The organism is Streptosporangium sp. NPDC005286, from assembly GCF_040607515.1.
In the GTDB taxonomy this organism is placed as follows: Bacteria; Actinomycetota; Actinomycetes; order Streptosporangiales; family Streptosporangiaceae; genus Streptosporangium.
Window position 1 is genome coordinate 1 of record NZ_JBEXGU010000171.1, and the last position, 19,595, is coordinate 19,595.

Sequence of the window (19,595 nt, forward strand, 5' to 3'; positions counted from 1 at the left end):
GCCGGGGTCCGGCCGCGGGCCACGGCCCGGCTCAGCGGGCGGCGACCACGATGCCGACCTCCACCGGACTGTTCAGCGGTAGCCGCGGGGCTCCCACATTGGTACGGACGTGCCGGCCGGCTTCCCCGAAGATCTCCACCATGAGCTTGCTCGCGCCGTCGAGCACGGCCGGATGTTCGACGAAGTCCGGGCCGCCGGCGATGTGCCCGGTGACGCTGAGAACGCGGACGATGTTGTCGACACCGCCGAGAACGCCGGCCGCGGCGGCGATCGCGTTCAGGCCGGCCTGACGTGCCGCACCGGCCGCGGCGGCGATGTCGAGGTCGACGCCGACCAGCCCCGTCAGCGGCAGGCGGCCGTCGACGAAGGGCAGCTGGCCCGTTGTGATCACGATGTCGCCGTGCCGGACCGCCGCGACGTACGCACCGGCCGGCGCGGGGACGTCGGGCAGCACCAGTCCCAGGGCCGCCAGCCTTTCCGAAGCGGGCTGGGGTCGCATCAGACGGCCGCGCCCAGAGCCTGGCGCACCCGCGACTCCCAGTCCGCCGCGGCGGCACGCGCCCGCAGCGCCTCCTCCAGGGTCACCGCCACGAAGCGGGTTCGCGTCCCCGGAGAGCACTGGGCGACCAGGTTGAGATCGGTGCTGATCACGGTGGCCAGCATGGCGTAGCCGCCGCCGGAGACCGCGTCGCGATGCAGGATGATCGGCTCCACGCCGCCCGGCACCTGGATGGAACCGATCGGATATCCGGCGTCGACGATGTTGGAGGGGTCGGACCCCGCGCCGAACGGCTGAACCCGCTGCTCCCATTCCAGCACCGGACCGGAGTATCGGAAACCGGTGCGGTCCGCGACCGGGGTCAGCGACCACTCCGACTCCAGCAGGCAACTGCGGCCGGCGTCGGTCAGCCGGTAGTCGTACAGCCCCATGACCACCCGTAGCTCGACGTCACGGCTGTGGACAGGCCGAAGCTCCTCGGGCACGACCCTGCCGGGGGTTCCTCCGGCCCCGCCGATCGGGACCAGGTCACCCTTCCTCAGGTTCCGGCCCTCGAAGCCGCCGAATCCGCCCAGCGCGTAGGTCGACCGGCTGCCCAGCACCGTGGGAACGTCGAACCCGCCGGCGACGGCGATGTAGACGCGCGCGCCGGCCTGCAGGAAACCGAAGGTCAGCCGGTCTCCGGCCGCGACCGCGAAGGACTCCCACTGCGGGACCGGTGCTCCGTTGAGCAGCACCGGCATGGTCGCGCCGGTGACGGCCACCACCGTCGGCTCGTCGAACCGCAGGGCGGGCCCCATGTAGGGCGACTCGATGACCGCCGCGTCCGGGGTGTTGCCGACGAGCAGGTTGGCCGCGGCCGCGGCGCGCAGATCGGCGGCGCCGGACGGCGGGATGCCCACGCTGTAGTAGCCGGGCCGGCCGCGGTCCTGGATGCTTGAGGCCAGCCCGGGCTCCAGAATCTCAACCGGCATAGAGAGCTCCCAGAAGTTCGGTGTTGTAGCCGTCGGGGTCGGCGAGGAATCGATCGAGGTCGAAGGTGATCGGGCGCTGGCGGTAGCGGTAGGTGCCGGCCTCGACCTGCGCTCGGATGCTGTCGTATTCGGCACTGTCGATACCGCGGAACTTGACGATGTCGCCGGGACGGAAGAACACCATGAAGTCGCTGAAGTCGGCGAGCCTCTGCTCCGGGTCGAAGATCGGCACGGGGGTGACGCCGAACATCTGGTACCCGCCGGCTCCGCGGACCGAGTAGATGCAGGCGAAGCATCCGCCGTGTCCGATGGTGAGGGCGGGCGTGTCGGTGCGCGGCCTCAGATACTTGGGCAGCTCGAGCTGGCGTTCCCGGGGAACCATCTGGAACATGAACGGCAGTCCGGCCACGAAGCCGACCATCGAGGTGATCCACGGCGAGCCCGAATGGGCGTCGATGAACGCCTGCACGGAGTCCATGTCGTTCTCGACGGCCGCGAACTCCAGGTCGTTGCCCTCGGGCCGCTGGTGCCGGTCGCGGAACCTGGCCCCCGTCTCGTTGGTGAACGGGTCGTCGTACCAGACGGGGACCTCGAAGATCCTGGTCTCGATGCTCCGCGAGGGTGAGCCCGCGACCTGCTCCTCGGCCGCCCTGACCGCCGCCTCGACCGTGGCGGGCGGCACGACGTCGGGGTCGAACCTGATCAGCAGGGACGCGTTCGCCGGGCAGATGTCCACGATCCCCGGCAGCCGGTTCTCGGTGAGCGCCTTCGCCACCGCCATGGCCGTGAAGTTGACCTCAAGGCTCATCGCCTCGGCGAACTGGACGACCAGATGCTCGTCGCCACCCCAGGAGTAGCGGCTCTCGCCTGCTCTGCACACGGTGTTCTCCTTCACTTGCCGCCCCCGGTCCTGGTGCCGGCCATCCAGTCCTCCAGGAAGGTGGTGTGGTACCGGCCGTCGCGGAACTCCTCGATGTCGATCACCTCGCGCAGGAATCCCGCGGTGGTGACGACACCTGCTATCTCGACCTCGTCCAGGGTCCGGGCCATGCGGGCGATCGCCGCCCGGCGGCTGTCCCCCCAAACGATGATCTTGGCGAGCAGGGAGTCGTAGAAGGGGCTGACCTCGCTGCCGGGCCCGAATCCCGAGTCGATGCGGACGAACGGGCCACCCGGCATCCGCATGGCCGACAGCACGCCGGGGCTGGGCATGAACCCGAAGTCCGGGTTCTCCGCGTTGAGCCGCACCTCGATGGCGTGGCCGCGGAACTCGACGTCCGCCTGGCAGAACGACAGCGGGTCGCCCGAGGCCACCGTGAGCTGTTCGCGGACCAGGTCCCGGCCCGTCACCATCTCCGTCACCGGATGCTCCACCTGGATCCGGGTGTTCATCTCGATGAAGTAGAACCCCTCGCTCGCGGAGTCGTAGAGGAACTCGACGGTGCCGGCCCCGGAGTAACCCGAGACCTTGGCGAGCGCGACGGCGGCGTCGGCCATGGCGGTGCGCACGTGATCGGGCAGGCCCGGCGCTCCCGCCTCCTCCAGCACCTTCTGCCGCCGACGCTGCATCGAGCACTCGCGTTCCCCCAGGTGGACGAAGTTCTCTCCGTCACCGAACACCTGGACCTCGATGTGCCTGGCGTTGGGAACGAACCGCTCGATGTACACCAGCCCGCTGCCGAACGCCGCCTGGGCCTCGGCCTGGGCGACCGGCAGCGCCTCGGCGAGCTCCGTCGCGTCGGCCACGATACGGATACCGCGGCCACCGCCGCCCGCGGCGGCCTTGACCGCCACCGGGTATCCCGCCTTTTCCGCCGCGGCCAGAGCCTCGGACAGGCCGTCGACGGGCCCGTCGGATCCCGGCACCGTCGGCACTCCGGCCTCCTCGGCGGCGGATCTGGCCCGTGCCTTGTCCCCCATCAGCCGGATCGTCTCCGCCGACGGTCCGACGAAGAGGAGCTTGGCCCCGGTCACCTTGTCGGCGAACTCGGCCCGCTCGGAGAGGAATCCGTACCCGGGATGCACCGCGTCCGCGCCCAGATCGACCGCCGCCGTGACGACGGCGTCCATGTTCAGGTAGCTGCGGGAGGCGGCGGGCGGGCCGATGAGCACCCGCTCGTCGGCCAGCCGGACGTGCAGGGCATCCTGGTCGGCCTCGCTGTACACCGCCACCGTGCTGATCCCGAGTTCGCGGGCGGCCCGAATGATCCGCACCGCGATTTCGCCGCGGTTGGCGACCAGCAACTTACGCAACAGGATCAGTCCTTCTCGATGGTGACGACGCCGTCCCCGGGGCCGATGATGCTCTCGTTCTCCGCGTGGATCGCCGTCACGGTCCCGCTCTCCCCGGCCTTGATCTCGGCGAACTGCTTCATGACCTCGACCAGGCCCACGGTCGTCCCGGCGGTGACCACACTGCCCACCTCGACGAAGGGCGGCTGGTCGGGCGCGGGCCGGGTGTAGAAGACGCCGGGGAGCGGAGACTGCACAACGTGCTCAGACATGAGAGGCCTTTCAGGACGACGAGTTCGTCGAATCGATGACATTTCTGATGGCGGAGGCGACTTCCACCGCGTTGGGCGTGTCCGAATGGACGCAGACCGTGTCGAATCTCATGGGGATCCGCTCGCCGGTGACGGCAATGGCGACTCCCTCTTCGAGAGCAATGGTCATTCGCTCCACCGCTCGCTCGACAGGTGTGGCATGCGGCCGCCTGGCGATGATCAAACCGCCTTCGGCCGTGTATTCGAGGTCGACGTAGAACTCGGCGAGAAATGGAATTCCCCGAGCCTGGCAAACCCGCTCGTGCGCGGTGCCCGCCATTCCGAAGACCGGCACCCCGTACGTCGCGGCGACGTCGCACACCGCGTCCATCAGTGCCTCGTCCCGCGCGACCATGCCGTACAGCGAGCCGTGCGGCTTGATGTGATCAAGAGGTACACCCGCGGAGTCGAGGAAGCCCTTCAGCGCTCCCACCTGGTACTGAACGATGTCACGTACCTCATCAGGGTACAACTTCATCTCGCGTCGCCCGAAGCCGACCGGGTCGGGCAGTCCCGGGTGCGCGCCCACGGAGACCCCCGCGGCGGCCGCGCCCGCGACGGTCTCGCGCATGCCGCTCGGGTCTCCGGCGTGGAACCCGCACGCCACGTTCGCCGTATCGATCAGGGCGAGCAGCGCCCCGTCGTTTCCGAAGGAATGGATCCCGAAGGATTCCCCCATATCGGAATTCAGAGTGACCTTCATAATCACACCTTTCCTGCGTACACCGCGGCGGCGAGTCGATTACGGAGACGGTCGGCGACAACCGCCAGAGCCAGCACAATGCCGGTGACTATCATTTGATAGTAGGAATTGATCTGTGCCAGATTCATGCCGTTGGCGACGATTCCAATGAAAACCGCGCCCAGCACCGCGTCGAGCACCCGGCCGGATCCGCCGCGAAGGCTGACCCCGCCGATGACGGCCGCGGCGATCGTCTGCAGCGGAAGGGAGGCTCCGATGTTCGCCTCTCCGGTCTCGATGCGCGCGGTGAGCAGCACGGACCCGACCGCCGCCAGGCCTCCGGCCAGCACGTACGTCAGGATCAGGGTGCGGAACTCGCTGACCCCGGAGAGCCTGGCCGCGCGCGGGCTCGACCCGACGGAGTAGATGTGGCGTCCCTGGCGGGTCAGGGTCAGAAACAGCCAGAGGAGCCCGGCCGCCAGTACGGCGAGCCAGATGGAGACGCCGATCCCGAGGACGCTGCCGAAGCCCAGCCAGTCACTGAACTCCTGGGGCAGGCCGGAGACCGGCACGCCCGAGGTGAGCATCAGGGCGAGCCCGGAGAACACCGAGGCGGTCGCCAGCGTCATGATGAAGGGATTGATGTTCAGGCTCGCCACGCCCAGGCCGTTGACGAGCCCGCAGATCATGCCGACCAGCACGCCCGCGGCGACACCGACGAGCACGGCCGTCAGGGGGGAGGAGGTCTCCGACTGGGCGGTCATCGCCATCGCCGTGGTCACCGAGACCAGGGCGGTGATGGCACCGATCGACAGGTCGAACCCGCCGACCAACAGCACGGCGAACTGGCCGAGAGTGGCGATGATGATGTACGAGTTCTGCCGCAGCGCCGAGTGGATGTTGTCCACGGTCAGGAAGTTGTCCGACATCGCGGAGAAGGCGATCAACGCGACGACCACGAGGATGGGCAGCACACCGATCTTGACGAATGTGCGGGCGGCGTACGAGATCACAGATCTCCGAGGTCGTAGGGCCACTCCGACCTCACCGGGGAGGGTCATGCGATCTCCTTTGTCGCTGGTTCGTCCCAATGCATCATGTGGCGCAGGACCGTTTCCTCACTGAGGTCGTCCCGCTGTATCTCGGCGGTGATCGTTCCGTGCGAGAACACGTACACCCGGTGACAGAGATGGAGGATCTCCGGCAGTTCCGAGGAGATGACCAGCACGGCGTTGCCCTTCCGGGCAAGCTCGACGATCTGGTCGTAGATCGTCACCCGGGCGCCGACGTCCACCCCGACCGTCGGCTCGTCCAGCATGTAGGTGTCGCAGTCCCCCAGGAGCGCCCGCCCCAGCAGGCCCTTCTGCTGGTTGCCGCCGGAGTAGCTGTCGGCCGGGCGCTCAGGGTCGGCCGGGTTCAGTTTCATCCGGCGCAGCATGTCGCCGGCCGCCGCGCGCTCGCGTCCCGGCCGCAGCACCGGCCCGCTGGACATCGGCGCCCGGCGCAGCCAGGGAAGCGTGACGGTCTCGCGGAGCGGACGGTTGAGGAACAGCCCCTCGGTCTTCCTGTCACTGGGCAGGTACACCACGCCGGACTTCATGACACGGGCGGGATCGGCGCCGGTCAGATCCTTGCCGGCGATCGTCAACGTCCCGGAGTCGATCCGCTCCAGACCGAAGCAGGCACGGGCCGCGGTGGACTTGCCCGATCCCATGAGGCCGGCGAATCCCACGATCTCCCCCGCGCGGAGCTCGAAGCTCGCGTCGCGCACCGCGCCGTCGAAGGTCGTGATGCCGCGGGCGGCCAGCACCACGCCGGTACCGGGTTCGGGCAGTTCGGGGTAGAGGTCCTCCACCACCCGGCCCGTCATCAGGCCGATCAGCTCGTCGTCCGGCGTGCCACCGGGAACCGTCGTGATCAGCCGCCCGTCCCGCAGCACGGTCACCCGGTCCGCGAGGCGCCGGATCTCGGCCATCCTGTGCGTGATGTAGATGATGCCGACCCCTCGGCCGCGCGCCTCCTCGACGAGGGCGAACAGCCGCTCCGACTCCTCCTCGGTCAGCGAGGCGGTCGGCTCGTCCAGGATGAGCACGCTGAGCTCGGGCCGGAACGCCTTGGCGATCTCGACCATCTGCTGCTCGGCCCGGCTCAGCGTCTCCACCAGCCGATCCGGCGAGATGCGGAAATCGAACTCGTCCAGGCGCGCCTGCGCCAGCTTCCTGCTCTGGCGCCGGTTCACGAATCCGTACCGGCCGGGCTCGGAGCCCATCACCAGGTTCTCGGCCACGGTCATCGTGGGCATCAGCGAGAACTCCTGGAACACCGCGCTGATGCCCAGCTCGCGTGCGGCCGCGACGCCGGAGAACTCGACGGTCCGCCCGCCGACCTCGATGGTCCCGCCATCGGGGTGCTGTGCTCCGGAGATGATGGAGATGAGGGTGGACTTCCCGGCCCCGTTCTCGCCGAAGAGTACGTGCACCTCACCTCGGCGGAGCTCGAAATCCACCTGGTCCAGCGCGGTCACACCCGGGTACTTCTTGGTGAGCCCGCGGATCCGAAGCACGGCTCCGTGGTCAGGTTCGGTCATAGGAGGCAATCTTTCTGATGATGGAACGTTCCAGCTGGGCCGGAACCGACGCGACGGGTCAGCTGCCGGCCTTGACCTGGAACGTCGGGGACCATCCCTCGGGCGCCAGCGTGGTCGTCAGGTCGAAGTCACCGAGCGTGCCCTTGGTGACCATGACGAGTTCCGGCCCGACGTGCTTCATGAACTCCTTCTTCTCCAGCGCCCGGACGGCCTGGTCGATGGCGATCCGGCCCTGCAGCACGGTGCTGTCGCTCGGCGCGCCCTGCACGGTGCCGCGCTGGATTCCGGTGTGGGTGCCCGGGGTGAAGTAGTAGCCGGCGACCTTGATCTTGTCGCTGAGGCCGCGGTCCCGCAGGATCGGCCCGGCGGCCTCGGCGGTCACCGCGGTGCCGATGATGTAGTCGATGTCCGGGGTGGCGGCGAGCACGTCCTCGATCAACCGGGTCTGGGCGTCCTTGCCCGTGTCGCCCCACTTGGTGTCGACGATCTCCACCTTGCTGTCCTTGAGCGCGCTCTTGAAGCCCGCCTCGCCGGCCTCGGCCCAGCCGGCGCCGCTCGGCCCGGGGAACCAGGCGACCTTGACCGGCTCTCCCTTGGAGTCCTTGATGAGCCAGTCGGCCGTGATGGCGGCCAGGTCGTTGAACGAGACGAGCGACTTGGCGGTGATCTTGTCGCTGGACATGCCGTTGACGACGTCGATGATCGGCTTACCGGTCGCCGCCAGGCGGTTCACGGTGCTGTTGAGCCCGTCGTAGGAGATGGCGCCGATCACCAGGGCGTCGGCGCTCTGCGCGCAGTCCTCGATCTGCTGGGTCTGCTTGTCGAGGTTCTCGTAGCCGCCCGCCTCCACCATCGTCATGTTGACGCCGGCTTCGCGCGCCTGCTCGGCCACCCCGTAGTTGAGGCCCAGCCAGTAGGCGTCCTTCATGTGGGGCACCGACACGCAGATGTTCCAGGCCTTCTCCGCCTTCCCCGCGGGCGTGTACTCCGCCTTGGTCCGCTCGCTGTCCATGGAGAAGTCGGCCCACACGTCGACCTTCGCCGGCGCCCAGTTCTTGGCGGGGGCCGCCGAGGCGGCCGCGGCGCCGTCGGCCGAGCCGGTGGGGGTGGATGAGCCGCAGGCCGCAAGCGACAGCATGGCCACAGCGGAGGTCGCCAGGAAGGCGGGATGCTTGAACCGCACGAATGCTCCCTTTATTCGTTCCACATCGGGAACTTCGCGTACAGGGGTGGGATGCCAAGCAGTCAACAGGGATGCCGGTTTCACCGTCTACGTGCGTGCGGGCCAAGGCTGCCGAGCTTGTATTGTGCAGTTGCACAGCGTGAGGCTCCGCCACAGAGAGGAATCCGCCCCATGGCCCTGACGCTCGACCAGCTCATCGCCGAAGCGGTCCTGGAGCTGACACTGGTCACACCCAGCAGCCCTGAGCTGCTGCAACGCACCGTTCGATGGGTCGCGTCCACCGAACTGGTCGACCCCTCCCCCTTCCTGCGCGGGGCCGAGCTGGTGCTGACCACCGGTGCCTTCATCGGCGCGGATGACTACGAAGGGTGGCGGGCCTTCACCCAGCGGCTCAAGGCGGTGCGGGCCACGGCCCTCGGTTTCGGCTGCGGTCTGACGCACCAGGAGGTGCCGCGCGCGCTGGTCGAGTGCGCCACGGCGGTGGACCTGCCGCTGCTGATCGTCCCCTACAACGTGCCCTTCGTACGGATCAGCGAGTTCGTCGCCGACGCGATCATCGCCGACCGGTTCAAGGACATGGGGCGGGCCTCCAATCTCGCCGCCGAACTGGCGAGATTCATCTCCAACGGGGCTCCCCTGGCGGCACTGCTGAAACAGATCGCCGAGGAGATCAAGGGTGAGGCGGCCATCGTCGACATCGACGGAAAGGTGATGGCGAGTTGGCCCTCGCACTGGGAGTGGCAGACGGACCTGGTGCTGGAGGGGCTGGCCACCAACGGGACGACCGGTTACTTCGCGGTACCGCTTGACCAGGCCGGCGCGCACGACCACGTTCTGGTCGGCCGGTCCGACGAGGCCATGGAGAGCGTCCGGATGGCCATGGGCTCGGCGGCGACCCTGGTCGCGATCGACCTGACGCGGAGGTTGCAGGAGGAGCCGTCGAGCGCGACGCGGATGGCCGCGGTGCTCTCCGGCCTGGCCGACTGGACCACGCCCACGACAACGCTGATCAGAGCGTTGCGGGTGGCGGGGTTCGAAAGCGACGTGCCCTTCGTCGTGCTGGTCGCCCATCCGAATCCCGCGTTCTCCGCCGGCTACTCCCTCCGGCTGCGCCTGGCCGTGGAACAGGTGCTGCCCACGGTGCGTTCGGTGCGCAGCGGCGAGACCCTGGTGCTGCTCGCCCAGGGCGACGTCGCCGACGCCACGGGCAAGATCCTGGAGGTTCTCCGGCGGGAGATGCCCAGCCGGCGGATCGTCGTGGCCGGACCGGCACACGACGCCGGGGAGATCCGCATGGTCTTCGCGTCCGCGCGTGCCGTGATCACCCCGGACCAGTCGAGTCCGATCCGCGCCCGCGCCTTCGACCTGACCTCGATCGTGGCCGCGGCCGCCGGCCGGGGCGGGCAGCATGCCGCGCGGGAGTTCCTGCAGCCGTTGATCGATCACGATGCCAAGAGCAACGGCGAGCTGCTCCACACCCTGCGGACCTACCTGCGGCTGGATGCCAGACAGCACACGACGGCCCAGGTTCTGCACGTGCACCGCAACACCCTGCGATACCGGCTCGCCCAGATCGGCAGGCTGCTCGAAGCCGACCTGGACCACCTTGACACCCTGCTGATCTGCAACCTGGCGTACCGGATGTACGACCCGGCGGGCGGATGACGCCGGCTCAGCGGTCGCCCTCGCCGCGCGCGGCGAGGGCCTCACCCAGCTCGTCGGCGTGACGCAGGGTACGGATCAGGAACGGCACCGCGAACGCGATGACCGAGCGCTGCGCCCCGCGGGCCTTCGCCGCCTCGCGCACCTCAGCGGCGATCTTGGACAGCGCGGCCACCGACTGCAGGGTGAGCCCGACGAGCAGGCCGATCCGGTCCGGACGCACCCCGAACCGCCGCAGCGGCCGCAGCCCGCGCTCGACGGCGGACACCACGTCATCGACCCTGGTGGTGATCGTGAACAGGTTCGCCGCGGTCAGCGCGGCCACGATCCGCAGGCATACCAGCACGGCCGCGTCCAGGCCGAGCAACCACCACTGCAGCGCGAACATGAACGCCACCAGCATCCCGAGCGTGCGGGCGACCCGCAGGCAGCGCCCGGGCGAGACCCGTGCCAGCGCGTACCCCAGGACCATGACGGCGCAGATCCCGCCGAGCCACACGGGAGAGCTCAGGACGAACACCACCGCCGCGAGCCCGAGCAGGGCGAGGAACTTCCAGCCGGCCGGTGTCCGGTGCAGCGGACTCGATCCCGGCTCGTACCATCCACCCACCATCAGCCGACGAGCTTCCGGTAGTGGCGCAGCGCGGGGTCCGGCTCGTCGTCGGCCACCACGCGGCCCCCGTCGAGCACGATCACCCGGTCGAAGTCGCCGAGCAGGTCAAGATCATGGGTAACCAGCACGACCCGCTGCCTCAGCCCCGCGAGCAGGGTGCAGAACTGCCTCTTGTTCCGCAGGTCGAGCAGCGTCGTCGGCTCGTCGCAGACGAGCACGTCGGGGTCGAGCACGAGCATCCCGCACAGCGCGAGCAGCTGCTTCTGGCCGCCGGAGAGCTGGTGCGCGGGATGGTCCGCGTAGCCGCCGAGCCCGTGTTCGGCCAGGATCTCGGCCGCCCGCGCGGCACGCTCCCCGGCGGAGAGCCCGCTGCGCCGCAGGGAGAAGGCGACATCCTCGCCCGCGGTCGGCATCACGATCTGGCTGTCCGGATTGGTGAAGACGAACCCGACGCGCCGCCGTACCTCACGGCCCTTGCGACTCGGGTCCAGCCCGTCGACCAGCACCCGGCCGGTGCTCGGCAGCACCAGGCCGTTGATCATGCGGGCCAGGGTGGACTTTCCCGAACCGTTCGCGCCGACGAAGGCCACCCGCCGCTCGGACAGGCGGAGGTTCACCCCGGACAGCACGACCCGCTCGCCGTAGCTGTGCCCGACATCCTCGAACTCGATCACGGAACCGTCTTCCGCCTCGTCCGGAAGCGGTGGATCGCGAGCATCATCCGGTCCGCGTCGCCGGTCTCGCCAACAGGCCCGGCAGGGCGCGATGCACCACGGCGGCGATCAGCGAGGCGGCCACCACCTTGAGCAGATCACCCGGCACGAAGATCAGCGACTGCAGCGCGGCCGCCGGCAGGTCTCCGATGTACACGCCGAGGAACGGGATGCCGATCAGGTAGTCGGCGGCCAGCCCGGCCGCGTTGGCCAGCAGCAGCACCGGCAGCCCGACACGCTTGGCGCGCGACACGATCAGACCTGCGACCAGCGCCGACAGGACCCAGCCGATCAGGAATCCACTGCTCGGCCCGAAGAACGAGGCGATACCACCGTGCCCGCCGGAGAGCAGCGGCAGGCCGATCGCGACCAGCCCGAGGAACAGCGCGACGGACGCGGCGCCACGGCGCGCGCCCAGGATGCTGCCGGCCAGCAACGGCCCGGCGTTCTGGATCACGATGGGGACGCTCGAACCGCCGGCGTAGATTCCGGGAAAGATCCCCAGCACCGCGATGAAGGCGGCGAAGACGACCGTACGGGCAAGATCGACAGCGGGCAGGGGGGAGCGGGACTCTGACACATCAGACACGATATCCGCTGGTCATCCCAGAAACGCCAGGGCCTGCGGGGTGAGCCCCCTCAGCCGTTCGCCGTGGCGGGAAACCCGCGGCCGCGCTTCGGCTCGGCCTCCGAGCCGGGTGCCGGCTCGATGCCGCCCGGGATGGCGGGCGGGAGGATCCCGGTGATGCGGTCCAGCGTCATGTTCGCCTCTCCCGCGGCCCGGTGGCCGGCCCGACGTCCTTCGAACCGCAGTGGTGGTGCAGTGGTGGTACGGTGCGCCGCCGGCCAGGTCGATCTCGTCACCTATTTCGGCGCAGCCGGTATCGGCATAATCGTTGGCCGCGAACAGGTGCGCCGAGAAATCGACGATCCGCTCTCGCATCTCGTCATATCGCGCGGTGCGATCAACCCGCCCCGATCTTTCACCTTGTTTTCCCTTTAACCGGCCTGACCGCGCCCGTGTCTCCATACGGATCGCCACGCACAAGTGACAGACCACTCAGTCCGTCGAACGTCGATCCCGAGATGGCAGACCATGGCGCGGTGTACCCGGGAACACGCGATCAGACGCTTCCCGAAGGGTGAGCCGATTGCGTTTCACGACCCGATGGAAGTCTCGTCGTGAACCGCACCCCGGGGATTCTCGGCTCAACGACCGGTCGGCGTACGAGCGATTACATTACCCCGAATCCCGCGCACGCCCTCTCCGGTCCGGAATTCCTCAGCGTCCCGCCGGAAACTCGTAGATCAGGCGAATCGCGTCGTCGATGGCCTTGTACACGTTGTCGATGGTCCGGCGTCCCATGATCCAGGCGCGCAGCTCCCCGTTGAGGACGGCCGTGAGGACGCTGAAAATCGCCTGGTGGTCCTCGTCCAGAGCCTCCTCGCTCGCGAACCCGGATCTCACGATGTCGACGAAGATCCCGTCGAGCGAGTGGTAGATGTCCGCGACATAAGGGTCGGACGCCGTCTCCAGCACGATGAGAACCCGATAGAACTGGGGCTGCAGCTGAAACGCGCGAACCGTGCGATGAAGCACATCACCGATGCGCTCGCGCTCCGTTTCTCCAGCAGGGGCGGACTTGTCGAGTTTGCGCTTGAGCCCTTCCTGCCACTCCCGGAACGCGGCCGCGAAGAGATGCTCCTTGGAGGTGAAGTACCTGTAGAGCGTGCCCAGCGCCACACCCGAGTCCCGGGCCACGTCGGACACCTTGACCCGTTCGTAATCACTACTCGCGAGGCTTCGCAGCGCGGTGCGCACGATTCGCTCCCGGCGCTCACGCTGGTCTCGGCGAAGCAGCTCGGGCGCGACCGGACCCGAAACGTCAGTAATCACCGGCAGTTCCCCCTCGACCCGCTGGACACTGACCTAGAATACAGCTCTATTTCACTAGTTGATCTGATCAGACTGAGTGAACAGGGTTAATTCTTTGTTGCCTGGTTCACAAAGAGGGAGAACTCCGGGTTCAAAGTGGCCGGTGGCCGGCCCTCGCCCCGCCACCGGCCACCCGCCCCTTCGTCAGTGGATCGTCAGCTGGCCTCCGTCGATGTTCCACGCCTGCCCGGTCACCCACGAGCCCTGGTCGCTGCAGAGGAACACGACCAGGTTCGCCACGTCACCGGGATCACCCGCCCTCCGGAGCGGCACCGTGGTCTCGATGATGCGGTCCCAGGCCTCGTCCGGCAGGTCGTCGAGCCGGGAGGTCCGGACTATCCCGGGACACACGGCGTTGACGCGTATCCCCTCCGGCCCCAGCTCCTGGGCCATCGCCGAGGTCAGCGCGTGCAGTCCCGCCTTCGAGGCGGAGTACGCGGCCGTCCTGGCCCCCATCAGCTTGCCGCCGATGGACGAGATGTTGACGATGCTGCCACCCTCCTTCCTGGCGAGCAGGTGCCGTGCGACCACCCGGCTCAGCTGGAAGGAGCCGGTGAGGTTGGTGCCGATCACGGTGTCCCACACCGCCGGATCCAGCCCCGCCACGCTCACCCGGTCGGCGCCCCGGGAGGCGGCCGCGTTGTTGACGAGGATGTCGACCCGGCCGAGCCCTCGTACGGCCTCGTCGAGGACACGGCCGGCGTTCCCCTCGTTCGCGGCCCCGTCCGTCGTGATGGTCACGCACCGCCGTCCCAGCGCCGCGATCTCCGTCGCGACCGAGGCCAGCCCCTGCCATCCGGCGTTCCGCTCGGGTTCGGGAAACGCCTCCGGTGGCCGGTCGGTGCCGGTCACGGCGACGTCGCAGCCCGCCCCGGCCAGGCCGAGGGCGATGGAGCGGCCGATGGATCGCATCCGCGCCGCTCCCGTGACGAGCGCGACCTTGCCCTCGAATCCGGTCAGCAACATGACGGGGACCTCAACCTGTGATCTTCTCGTACCTGGTGGTGCCGTCGAAGTCCTGCACCTCTCCGATGGGGACCAGCCTGCCCGCGGCACGGTCCAGCCGCTGCTGCCGGACCCCTTCGAGCAGGTAGTCGTCGCCGTCACCGGTGCGCACCTTCACACCCGGCAGGTAGATGGTCGGTTCGGTCACCTCCATGTTGTGCGCCGACTCCATCACGCCCACCCGGTCCATGGTCTTGGCGTGCTCGATCGCCCACGTCGCGAGCATCCCGGCCGTCCAGCCGCCGACGGCCGTGGACGGCACCTGCTTCTCGTGCCCGGGTGTCTTCTCGAACCACTCCAGATAGAGCTTGATCTGCGGTAGGTCGGCGTTCTCCGGCAGGTCGGGGTCGTAGGCGGTGGTGGAGATGACCAGGCCGTCACCCGCCCCCGGCTGCAGCTTCTTGAGCAGTGACAGGCCGAGCTGTGCCGCCTGCAGGATGCGCGGCTTCCACCCGCTGGCGTGCACGTGGTTCAGCGCCTGCATCGCCTGCAGGCCGATGGCGATGTCGTAGAACGTGTCGGCGCCGGACGCGGCCAGGCTGGTGATCTGGTTGGCGACGTCGGGGTCGGTGGACTCGAAGGACTCCGTCTTCACGATCTCGATGTTCGAGTCGGCGATGCCCTTCTTGAAACCCTGCAGGTAGGCGCGGCCGAGGTCGTCCTCCTGGTGCAGGATCGCGACTTTGGCGTTCGGGTTGACCGACTTCAGGTACTCCCCGGTCGCCTTGGCCTCCAGCAGGTAGGAGATGCTTCCCGCGGGCCCGCCCCAGGGGTAGTCCGGGTTGCCGAGCTCGGGCGCTCCCGAGGTGGGGAACAGGGAGGGCACACACTCCTTGGCGAGCAACGGCCGCGCCGCCAGGTTCCCGGACGTGCCGAACAGGCCGAGCATCGCGAAGACCTTGTCCTGGGAGATCAGCGCGGAGACGTTGGCCTTGGTCTTGGTGGCCACGTACTGGTCGTCCTTGGCGATCAGTTCGACCTTGCGCCTCTTACCGTCCGGCCCCTGGATGCCGCCCTTGCTGTTGACGTAGTCGAAGTAGGCGTTCATCCCGACCACGAAGCCCCCGCCGACGGCGACGAGTGGTCCGGACATCGGTTGCGACACGCCGAGTTTGATCGTGGTGTCGGTCAGTCCCTCGGTGCCGTTGTCGGGGCAGCCGGCCGCCGCCCCGCTGGAGGCGGGCGCGGGCCGGTCGGCGCCCGCGGCCGAGACGGCGCTGCCGCCGCAGGCCGTGGCGGAAAGGGAGAGCACGGCGATGACGGCGAGCAGCCGTACCTGAGATCTGTGGGTCATCGGTTCTCCTTCGGGTGGTGCGCGGAGGGCCGGAGTCAGGCGGCGACGGGACGGGGGGAGTTGGGTTCCTTCTCCGGTGTGACGGCTCCGCCACGCGGCCCGCGGAGCCGTTGGATCACGGTCCTGGCGCCTCCGGCGAGGCCCTGGGGCAGGAAGAAGGTGAGCAGGATCAGCAGCACGCCGTACACCGCGGGCGTGAGCTGGGGGTTGACGCCGGCCGCGGCCAGCAGTTCGGGGACGTAGTGCAGGAACACCGCGCCGAGGATCGGGCCCACCAGGGTTCCCGATCCGCCGATGGCCATGCCGAGCAGCAGGTTGATCGACACCAGGACGGTGAAGTCACCGGGGCTGACGAACTGGTTGGCGACCGTGAACATCCATCCGGCCACGCCGGCCACCGCGGCGCTGGCGGCGAACACGGCCACCTTCGTCGCCTTGACGTTGACGCCCACCGTGTGCGCCGCCACGTGCTGGTCGCGGATCGCGATGAGAGAGCGGCCGATCGAGCTGTGCATGACGTTGCGGATGAGCAGGAAGACCAGCGCGGTGATCGTCAGCAGCACCCAGTACTGCCACGCGACGTCGGAGACGCCCAGCGAGGCGGGGGCGCTCAGGTTCCGGTCGACGGTCAGCCCGGCGGTGCCGCCGGTCCAGTCGGTGAAGCGCACCGGTATCTGGGGGAACACCAGGGCCAGCGCCATCGTGACGAGCGCCAGGTTCATGCCGCGGATCCGCAGGGCCGGAATACCGGCCACCGCGCCCACCAGCGCGGCGATGAGGATCGCGAGCGGCAGCACCGTCCAGTAGGACCAGCCGTAGTTCTGCACCGCCAGCGCCGTGGTGTACGCGCCGAGGCCCATCAGCGCGCTGTGGCCGATCGACGGCTGCCCGTTGAAACCGGTCAGCAGGTTGAGGCTCATCACGGCGACGGCGAGGAAGAGCACCTCCAGCAGGCCCCGGATACCGGTGACTCCCAGGACGAACGGGGCCAGGAAGAGAAGGACCAGGCCGGCGAGCCAGGGCGCCGCGCTGACTGTCGTTCGCATTGTGGTCATACCCGCTCCACCGGAACGCGGCCGAACAGCCCCTGCGGGCGGATCAGCAGGACGAGAAGGATCACCGCGAACGCGGTCGCGAGCTGGAGCTGGTTACCGATGAAGGGCAGGTAACCGGCCGACAGGGACTGGATGAGGCCCACCAGCACGCCGCCCACCAGGGCACCGGGCGCGCTCTCGAAGCCGCCCACCACGGCCGCGGCGAATCCGTACAGCAGGAGGGTGGCCATCATGTTCGTGCTGACGAACACGACCGGTGCCACCAGGACCGCCGCGAGGGCTCCGATCGCCGACGCCAGCCCCCAGCCGATCATCATCATCCGGCTCACGTCGATCCCGACCAGGCGGCTTGAGGAGGGGTTCATGGCGGCGGCGCGCAGGCCGAGGCCGAGCTTCGTGCCCATGAAGAGCTGCCGGATGAGCAGCGCCACGAGCAGGAAGACGACGACCGTGCCGATCTCCAGGTAGCTGATGTTGACGCCGCCGAGGTTCAGCCCCCCGTCCGGGAACGGCGACTCCAGCCGTTCGGTGTCGGTGCTGAAGATGTATCCGGCCAGGGCGTTGATCGCGAGGAAGAGGCCGAGCGTGACGATCAGCAGCCTGAGGTGGTTGTTGGTCCCTCCCTCGAAGGGCCGGATCACGACGCGTTCGATGACCGCCCCGAGCAGGAAGGCGAAGAGGATGCCGATCGGGATGGCGACGACCAGGGCGAGCCCCAGCCCCAGGGTCTGGTCCGCCAGTTTCCAGACCACGAAGGTGCTGAACATCGCCATCTCGCCCTGGGCGAAGTTCATCAGTCCGGTGGAGCGATAGATGAGCACCAGGGCCAGTGCGACGGCCCCGTAGAGAAACCCGTTCGACGTTCCGTCGACCAGGCGTTGGATCAGCAGTTCCATTGCGGTCTCAAACTCCCAGGTAGGCCCGGCGGATGGAGTCGTCGCCGCGCAGTTCCTCGGCGGTGCCGGTCGAGACGATCCGGCCGTGCTCCAGCACGTACGCGCGATCGGCGACCGACAGCGCGAGTTCGGCGTTCTGCTCGACGAGGAGCATCGCGGTGCCGGTCTGCCTGTTCATCTCGGCCAGGCTCCGGAACAGCTCCGCGACCAGCATCGGCGCCAGTCCCATCGAGGGCTCGTCCAGCAGCAGCAGCTTCGGTGCGCCCATCAGGGCCCGCGCCACCGCGAGCATCTGCTGCTCGCCTCCGCTCATGCTGCCCGCGAGCTGGCCGCGTCGCTCCGCCAGCTGGGGGAAGACCTCGAACCAGCGCTCCATCGCGCCGGGCACCTCCCGCGCCGGCCGGTGGTAGGCGCCGAGCCGCAGGTTCTCCTCGACGGTGAGGTCCACGAAGGTGCCACGTCCCTCGGGCACGTGTCCGATGCCGAGCCGGGCCCGCTGGTCGGCGCGGAGCCCGCCCACCTGCCGGTCGGCGAGTTCGATCGTCCCCTCTGCCGGGATCTCGCCGCTGAGCGCGCGCAGCGTGGTGGTCTTGCCCGCGCCGTTCGCCCCCAGGATGACGACGATCTCGCCGGGTTCCACATGGAAGGTCAGGTCCCGCAGCACGATGAGCGATCCGTAGCCCGCGGTGAGGCCGGTGACGGCCAGTGCGGCGGTCATGCGGCGGCTCCCAGGTAGGCGGCGACCACGGCCGGGTCCGTCGACACCTCACCGGGCGGCCCCTGGGCGATGACCTGTCCGAGGTTGAGCACGATCACCTTCTCCGAGATGGTCATGACCAGGCCCATGTGGTGTTCCACCAGGAGCACCGTGAGCCCGTGCGTCTCCCGGAGCGAGCGGATCGTCGTGCCCAGTTCCTCGACCTCGCCGTGGGTCAGGCCCGCGGCGGGCTCGTCCAGCAGCAGCAGGCGCGGGCCGCTCATGACGGCGCGGGCGATCTCGATGCGCTTCAGCGTGCCGAAGGGAAGCCCCGCCGCCGGCTGGTCCGCGAGATGGGCGAGCCGGAGCTCGGTGAGCACCTCCAGGGCGCGTCCTCGCGCCTCCCGCTCTCGGCGCCTCTCCCCCGGCCAGCGCAGGGCGCACGCCAGGACGTTGGAGCGGTGCGCGGTATGGCCGCCGAGCAGCACGTTCTCCAGCACGGTCAGGCGCGGGAACAGGGCGAGGTTCTGGAAGGTCCGTCCGATCCCGCGGGAGGCGAGCGCGTGGGAGGGCAGCGTGAGGATGTTCTCGCCGGCGAACTCGATGCTGCCGTCATTCGGCCGGTACAGGCCGCTGACGCAGTTGAACACGCTGCTCTTCCCGGCACCGTTGGGGCCGACAAGGGCGACGAGGGCGCCTTCCTCCACGGCGAAGGACACGCCGTCCAGGGCGCGTACACCGCCGAACCTCAAGGTCAGGTCCTGTACGTCAAGGAGGCTCATGAACGGCCTCCGCTGCTTTGGGGGGTGGGTGGACTGTAGGCGATCATGGAACCGCCCCTTCCTGGATGACACTTGTCGAATCGGGCACGTGTCGGGACATCTGAGTCGGCGGGGACGACGTCTGTGGGGGTGAGATTCACCAGGCGCCCTCGCCGGTCCGGCGATCGGGTTGCGTCCGATCCTGAAACAGGATTCTTGTTTCGTCAAGGTTTCCGGGGACTCGACACGGTGAAGTCCCGCAGCCCGGCCGCTTGACAAGAAGTGTCATGTTTAGCCAGTTCAGGAGCCTATATCTCGCCGATAACGACTACGGGGCGGACTCGGAGCAGGGGCGCCAGACAAGGCTTTGAGGTGATGAATGAAAACCTCGTTTCTAAATGCGTGCGAGGCATGGCGAGGTCGCGCGATGGCCGTGGCCCTGGCCGTTCTGCAGATGGTCGTGTCGGGACAGGGGTGGTGTTTGGAGGTGTAGAG

At 68.7% G+C, this 19,595-nt stretch carries 22 protein-coding genes; 2 read left to right on the forward strand and 20 right to left on the reverse strand.

All coding sequences use genetic code 11. The features are described 5' to 3' along the window. Positions 1 to 31: 31 nt before the first annotated feature. From ABZU75_RS38130 to torT, 9 genes are read right to left on the reverse strand one after another with little or no spacing between them, the layout of a single operon-like run. Positions 32 to 499: a RidA family protein gene (locus tag ABZU75_RS38130; RefSeq protein ID WP_355565544.1), complete on the reverse strand. Its 468-nt coding sequence runs from the start codon at positions 497 to 499 to the stop codon at positions 32 to 34. Beyond that, entirely contained in the window at positions 499 to 1,473 is a 975-nt protein-coding gene (locus tag ABZU75_RS38135; protein WP_355565547.1) for a biotin-dependent carboxyltransferase family protein, read from the reverse strand. The genes ABZU75_RS38130 and ABZU75_RS38135 overlap by 1 nt, the downstream gene beginning before the upstream one ends. Continuing rightward, positions 1,463 to 2,353 (reverse strand): allophanate hydrolase subunit 1, encoded by an 891-nt coding sequence (locus ABZU75_RS38140; protein WP_355565550.1) that lies wholly within the window; start codon positions 2,351 to 2,353, stop codon positions 1,463 to 1,465. Before ABZU75_RS38140 ends, ABZU75_RS38135 begins: the two co-directional genes overlap by 11 nt. A gap of 11 nt (positions 2,354 to 2,364) precedes the next feature. Then, on the reverse strand, positions 2,365 to 3,726 hold the full coding sequence (locus ABZU75_RS38145) for an acetyl-CoA carboxylase biotin carboxylase subunit (RefSeq protein ID WP_350927183.1): 1,362 nt from the start codon (positions 3,724 to 3,726) through the stop codon (positions 2,365 to 2,367). A 5-nt stretch (positions 3,727 to 3,731) separates the two neighbouring features. After that, entirely contained in the window at positions 3,732 to 3,977 is a 246-nt protein-coding gene (locus ABZU75_RS38150) for an acetyl-CoA carboxylase (RefSeq protein WP_350960054.1), read from the reverse strand. Positions 3,978 to 3,987: 10 nt separating this feature from the next. Next, positions 3,988 to 4,719, reverse strand: a complete 732-nt coding sequence (gene pxpA / locus ABZU75_RS38155) for a 5-oxoprolinase subunit PxpA (RefSeq protein ID WP_355565593.1) — start codon at positions 4,717 to 4,719, stop codon at positions 3,988 to 3,990. Positions 4,720 to 4,721: 2 nt separating this feature from the next. Beyond that, positions 4,722 to 5,759, reverse strand: a complete 1,038-nt coding sequence (locus ABZU75_RS38160; protein ID WP_355565555.1) for an ABC transporter permease — start codon at positions 5,757 to 5,759, stop codon at positions 4,722 to 4,724. Further along, positions 5,756 to 7,285: a sugar ABC transporter ATP-binding protein gene (locus ABZU75_RS38165; RefSeq protein WP_350927175.1), complete on the reverse strand. Its 1,530-nt coding sequence runs from the start codon at positions 7,283 to 7,285 to the stop codon at positions 5,756 to 5,758. Before ABZU75_RS38165 ends, ABZU75_RS38160 begins: the two co-directional genes overlap by 4 nt. A gap of 58 nt (positions 7,286 to 7,343) precedes the next feature. Beyond that, positions 7,344 to 8,468: a TMAO reductase system periplasmic protein TorT gene (gene torT, locus ABZU75_RS38170; protein ID WP_355565559.1), complete on the reverse strand. Its 1,125-nt coding sequence runs from the start codon at positions 8,466 to 8,468 to the stop codon at positions 7,344 to 7,346. 171 nt (positions 8,469 to 8,639) lie between these two features. Here torT and ABZU75_RS38175 point away from each other — a divergent pair, with 171 nt between their 5' ends. Beyond that, positions 8,640 to 10,133 carry a PucR family transcriptional regulator ligand-binding domain-containing protein gene (locus ABZU75_RS38175; RefSeq protein WP_355565562.1) on the forward strand — a complete coding sequence of 498 codons (1,494 nt, stop codon included), beginning with the start codon at positions 8,640 to 8,642 and terminating at the stop codon, positions 10,131 to 10,133. 7 nt (positions 10,134 to 10,140) lie between these two features. Here the strand turns inward: ABZU75_RS38175 and ABZU75_RS38180 are convergent, their stop codons facing one another. From ABZU75_RS38180 to ABZU75_RS38195, 4 genes are read right to left on the reverse strand one after another with little or no spacing between them, the layout of a single operon-like run. Next, positions 10,141 to 10,743, reverse strand: coding sequence for an energy-coupling factor transporter transmembrane component T (locus ABZU75_RS38180; protein WP_355565565.1), 603 nt, complete (start codon positions 10,741 to 10,743; stop codon positions 10,141 to 10,143). Then, a complete protein-coding gene (locus ABZU75_RS38185) occupies positions 10,743 to 11,417 on the reverse strand; it encodes an ABC transporter ATP-binding protein (RefSeq protein ID WP_350927167.1) in 675 nt (224 codons plus the stop codon). Before ABZU75_RS38185 ends, ABZU75_RS38180 begins: the two co-directional genes overlap by 1 nt. A gap of 43 nt (positions 11,418 to 11,460) precedes the next feature. Then, positions 11,461 to 12,036 (reverse strand): biotin transporter BioY, encoded by a 576-nt coding sequence (locus tag ABZU75_RS38190; RefSeq protein WP_355565569.1) that lies wholly within the window; start codon positions 12,034 to 12,036, stop codon positions 11,461 to 11,463. 59 nt (positions 12,037 to 12,095) lie between these two features. Next, on the reverse strand, positions 12,096 to 12,218 hold the full coding sequence (locus tag ABZU75_RS38195; protein ID WP_355565572.1) for a hypothetical protein: 123 nt from the start codon (positions 12,216 to 12,218) through the stop codon (positions 12,096 to 12,098). Between ABZU75_RS38195 and ABZU75_RS38200 the strand changes: the two genes are divergently transcribed. Next, positions 12,217 to 12,459, forward strand: a complete 243-nt coding sequence (locus ABZU75_RS38200; RefSeq protein WP_355565575.1) for a hypothetical protein — start codon at positions 12,217 to 12,219, stop codon at positions 12,457 to 12,459. The genes ABZU75_RS38195 and ABZU75_RS38200 overlap by 2 nt on opposite strands. 279 nt (positions 12,460 to 12,738) lie before the next feature. Here ABZU75_RS38200 and ABZU75_RS38205 read toward each other — a convergent pair whose 3' ends face one another. From ABZU75_RS38205 to ABZU75_RS38235, 7 genes are all read right to left on the reverse strand, one after another. Beyond that, the gene (locus ABZU75_RS38205; RefSeq protein ID WP_350927161.1) at positions 12,739 to 13,278 is read right to left on the reverse strand and encodes a TetR/AcrR family transcriptional regulator; all 540 of its coding nucleotides are present in this window, start codon (positions 13,276 to 13,278) and stop codon (positions 12,739 to 12,741) included. A gap of 258 nt (positions 13,279 to 13,536) precedes the next feature. Next, a complete protein-coding gene (locus tag ABZU75_RS38210; RefSeq protein WP_355565578.1) occupies positions 13,537 to 14,358 on the reverse strand; it encodes an SDR family NAD(P)-dependent oxidoreductase in 822 nt (273 codons plus the stop codon). A 10-nt stretch (positions 14,359 to 14,368) separates the two neighbouring features. Further along, positions 14,369 to 15,691, reverse strand: a complete 1,323-nt coding sequence (locus ABZU75_RS38215; RefSeq protein ID WP_355565581.1) for an ABC transporter substrate-binding protein — start codon at positions 15,689 to 15,691, stop codon at positions 14,369 to 14,371. 35 nt (positions 15,692 to 15,726) lie between these two features. Then, positions 15,727 to 16,746, reverse strand: a complete 1,020-nt coding sequence (locus ABZU75_RS38220; protein WP_355565585.1) for a branched-chain amino acid ABC transporter permease — start codon at positions 16,744 to 16,746, stop codon at positions 15,727 to 15,729. Further along, positions 16,743 to 17,642 carry a branched-chain amino acid ABC transporter permease gene (locus ABZU75_RS38225; protein WP_350927153.1) on the reverse strand — a complete coding sequence of 300 codons (900 nt, stop codon included), beginning with the start codon at positions 17,640 to 17,642 and terminating at the stop codon, positions 16,743 to 16,745. The genes ABZU75_RS38220 and ABZU75_RS38225 overlap by 4 nt, the downstream gene beginning before the upstream one ends. A gap of 7 nt (positions 17,643 to 17,649) precedes the next feature. Continuing rightward, positions 17,650 to 18,360: an ABC transporter ATP-binding protein gene (locus ABZU75_RS38230; protein ID WP_355565587.1), complete on the reverse strand. Its 711-nt coding sequence runs from the start codon at positions 18,358 to 18,360 to the stop codon at positions 17,650 to 17,652. Continuing rightward, positions 18,357 to 19,121, reverse strand: coding sequence for an ABC transporter ATP-binding protein (locus tag ABZU75_RS38235; protein WP_355565590.1), 765 nt, complete (start codon positions 19,119 to 19,121; stop codon positions 18,357 to 18,359). The genes ABZU75_RS38230 and ABZU75_RS38235 overlap by 4 nt, the downstream gene beginning before the upstream one ends. Positions 19,122 to 19,595 lie beyond the last annotated feature (474 nt).

What these genes read in the sequence shown, in the direction of transcription:
- ABZU75_RS38175 (WP_355565562.1), top strand. Translation starts at nt 8,640, where the DNA reads ATGGCCCTGACGCTCGACCAGCTCATCGCCGAAGCGGTCCTGGAGCTG.
- ABZU75_RS38195 (WP_355565572.1), bottom strand. Translation starts at nt 12,218, where the DNA reads ATGACGCTGGACCGCATCACCGGGATCCTCCCGCCCGCCATCCCGGGC.
- ABZU75_RS38180 (WP_355565565.1), bottom strand. Translation starts at nt 10,743, where the DNA reads ATGGTGGGTGGATGGTACGAGCCGGGATCGAGTCCGCTGCACCGGACA.
- ABZU75_RS38150 (WP_350960054.1), bottom strand. Translation starts at nt 3,977, where the DNA reads ATGTCTGAGCACGTTGTGCAGTCTCCGCTCCCCGGCGTCTTCTACACC.
- ABZU75_RS38220 (WP_355565585.1), bottom strand. Translation starts at nt 16,746, where the DNA reads ATGACCACAATGCGAACGACAGTCAGCGCGGCGCCCTGGCTCGCCGGC.
- ABZU75_RS38135 (WP_355565547.1), bottom strand. Translation starts at nt 1,473, where the DNA reads ATGCCGGTTGAGATTCTGGAGCCCGGGCTGGCCTCAAGCATCCAGGAC.
- pxpA (WP_355565593.1), bottom strand. Translation starts at nt 4,719, where the DNA reads ATGAAGGTCACTCTGAATTCCGATATGGGGGAATCCTTCGGGATCCAT.
- ABZU75_RS38160 (WP_355565555.1), bottom strand. Translation starts at nt 5,759, where the DNA reads ATGACCCTCCCCGGTGAGGTCGGAGTGGCCCTACGACCTCGGAGATCT.
- ABZU75_RS38215 (WP_355565581.1), bottom strand. Translation starts at nt 15,691, where the DNA reads ATGACCCACAGATCTCAGGTACGGCTGCTCGCCGTCATCGCCGTGCTC.
- ABZU75_RS38165 (WP_350927175.1), bottom strand. Translation starts at nt 7,285, where the DNA reads ATGACCGAACCTGACCACGGAGCCGTGCTTCGGATCCGCGGGCTCACC.
- ABZU75_RS38235 (WP_355565590.1), bottom strand. Translation starts at nt 19,121, where the DNA reads ATGAGCCTCCTTGACGTACAGGACCTGACCTTGAGGTTCGGCGGTGTA.
- ABZU75_RS38200 (WP_355565575.1), top strand. Translation starts at nt 12,217, where the DNA reads ATGTTCGCCTCTCCCGCGGCCCGGTGGCCGGCCCGACGTCCTTCGAAC.
- ABZU75_RS38230 (WP_355565587.1), bottom strand. Translation starts at nt 18,360, where the DNA reads ATGACCGCCGCACTGGCCGTCACCGGCCTCACCGCGGGCTACGGATCG.
- ABZU75_RS38225 (WP_350927153.1), bottom strand. Translation starts at nt 17,642, where the DNA reads ATGGAACTGCTGATCCAACGCCTGGTCGACGGAACGTCGAACGGGTTT.
- ABZU75_RS38130 (WP_355565544.1), bottom strand. Translation starts at nt 499, where the DNA reads ATGCGACCCCAGCCCGCTTCGGAAAGGCTGGCGGCCCTGGGACTGGTG.
- ABZU75_RS38210 (WP_355565578.1), bottom strand. Translation starts at nt 14,358, where the DNA reads ATGTTGCTGACCGGATTCGAGGGCAAGGTCGCGCTCGTCACGGGAGCG.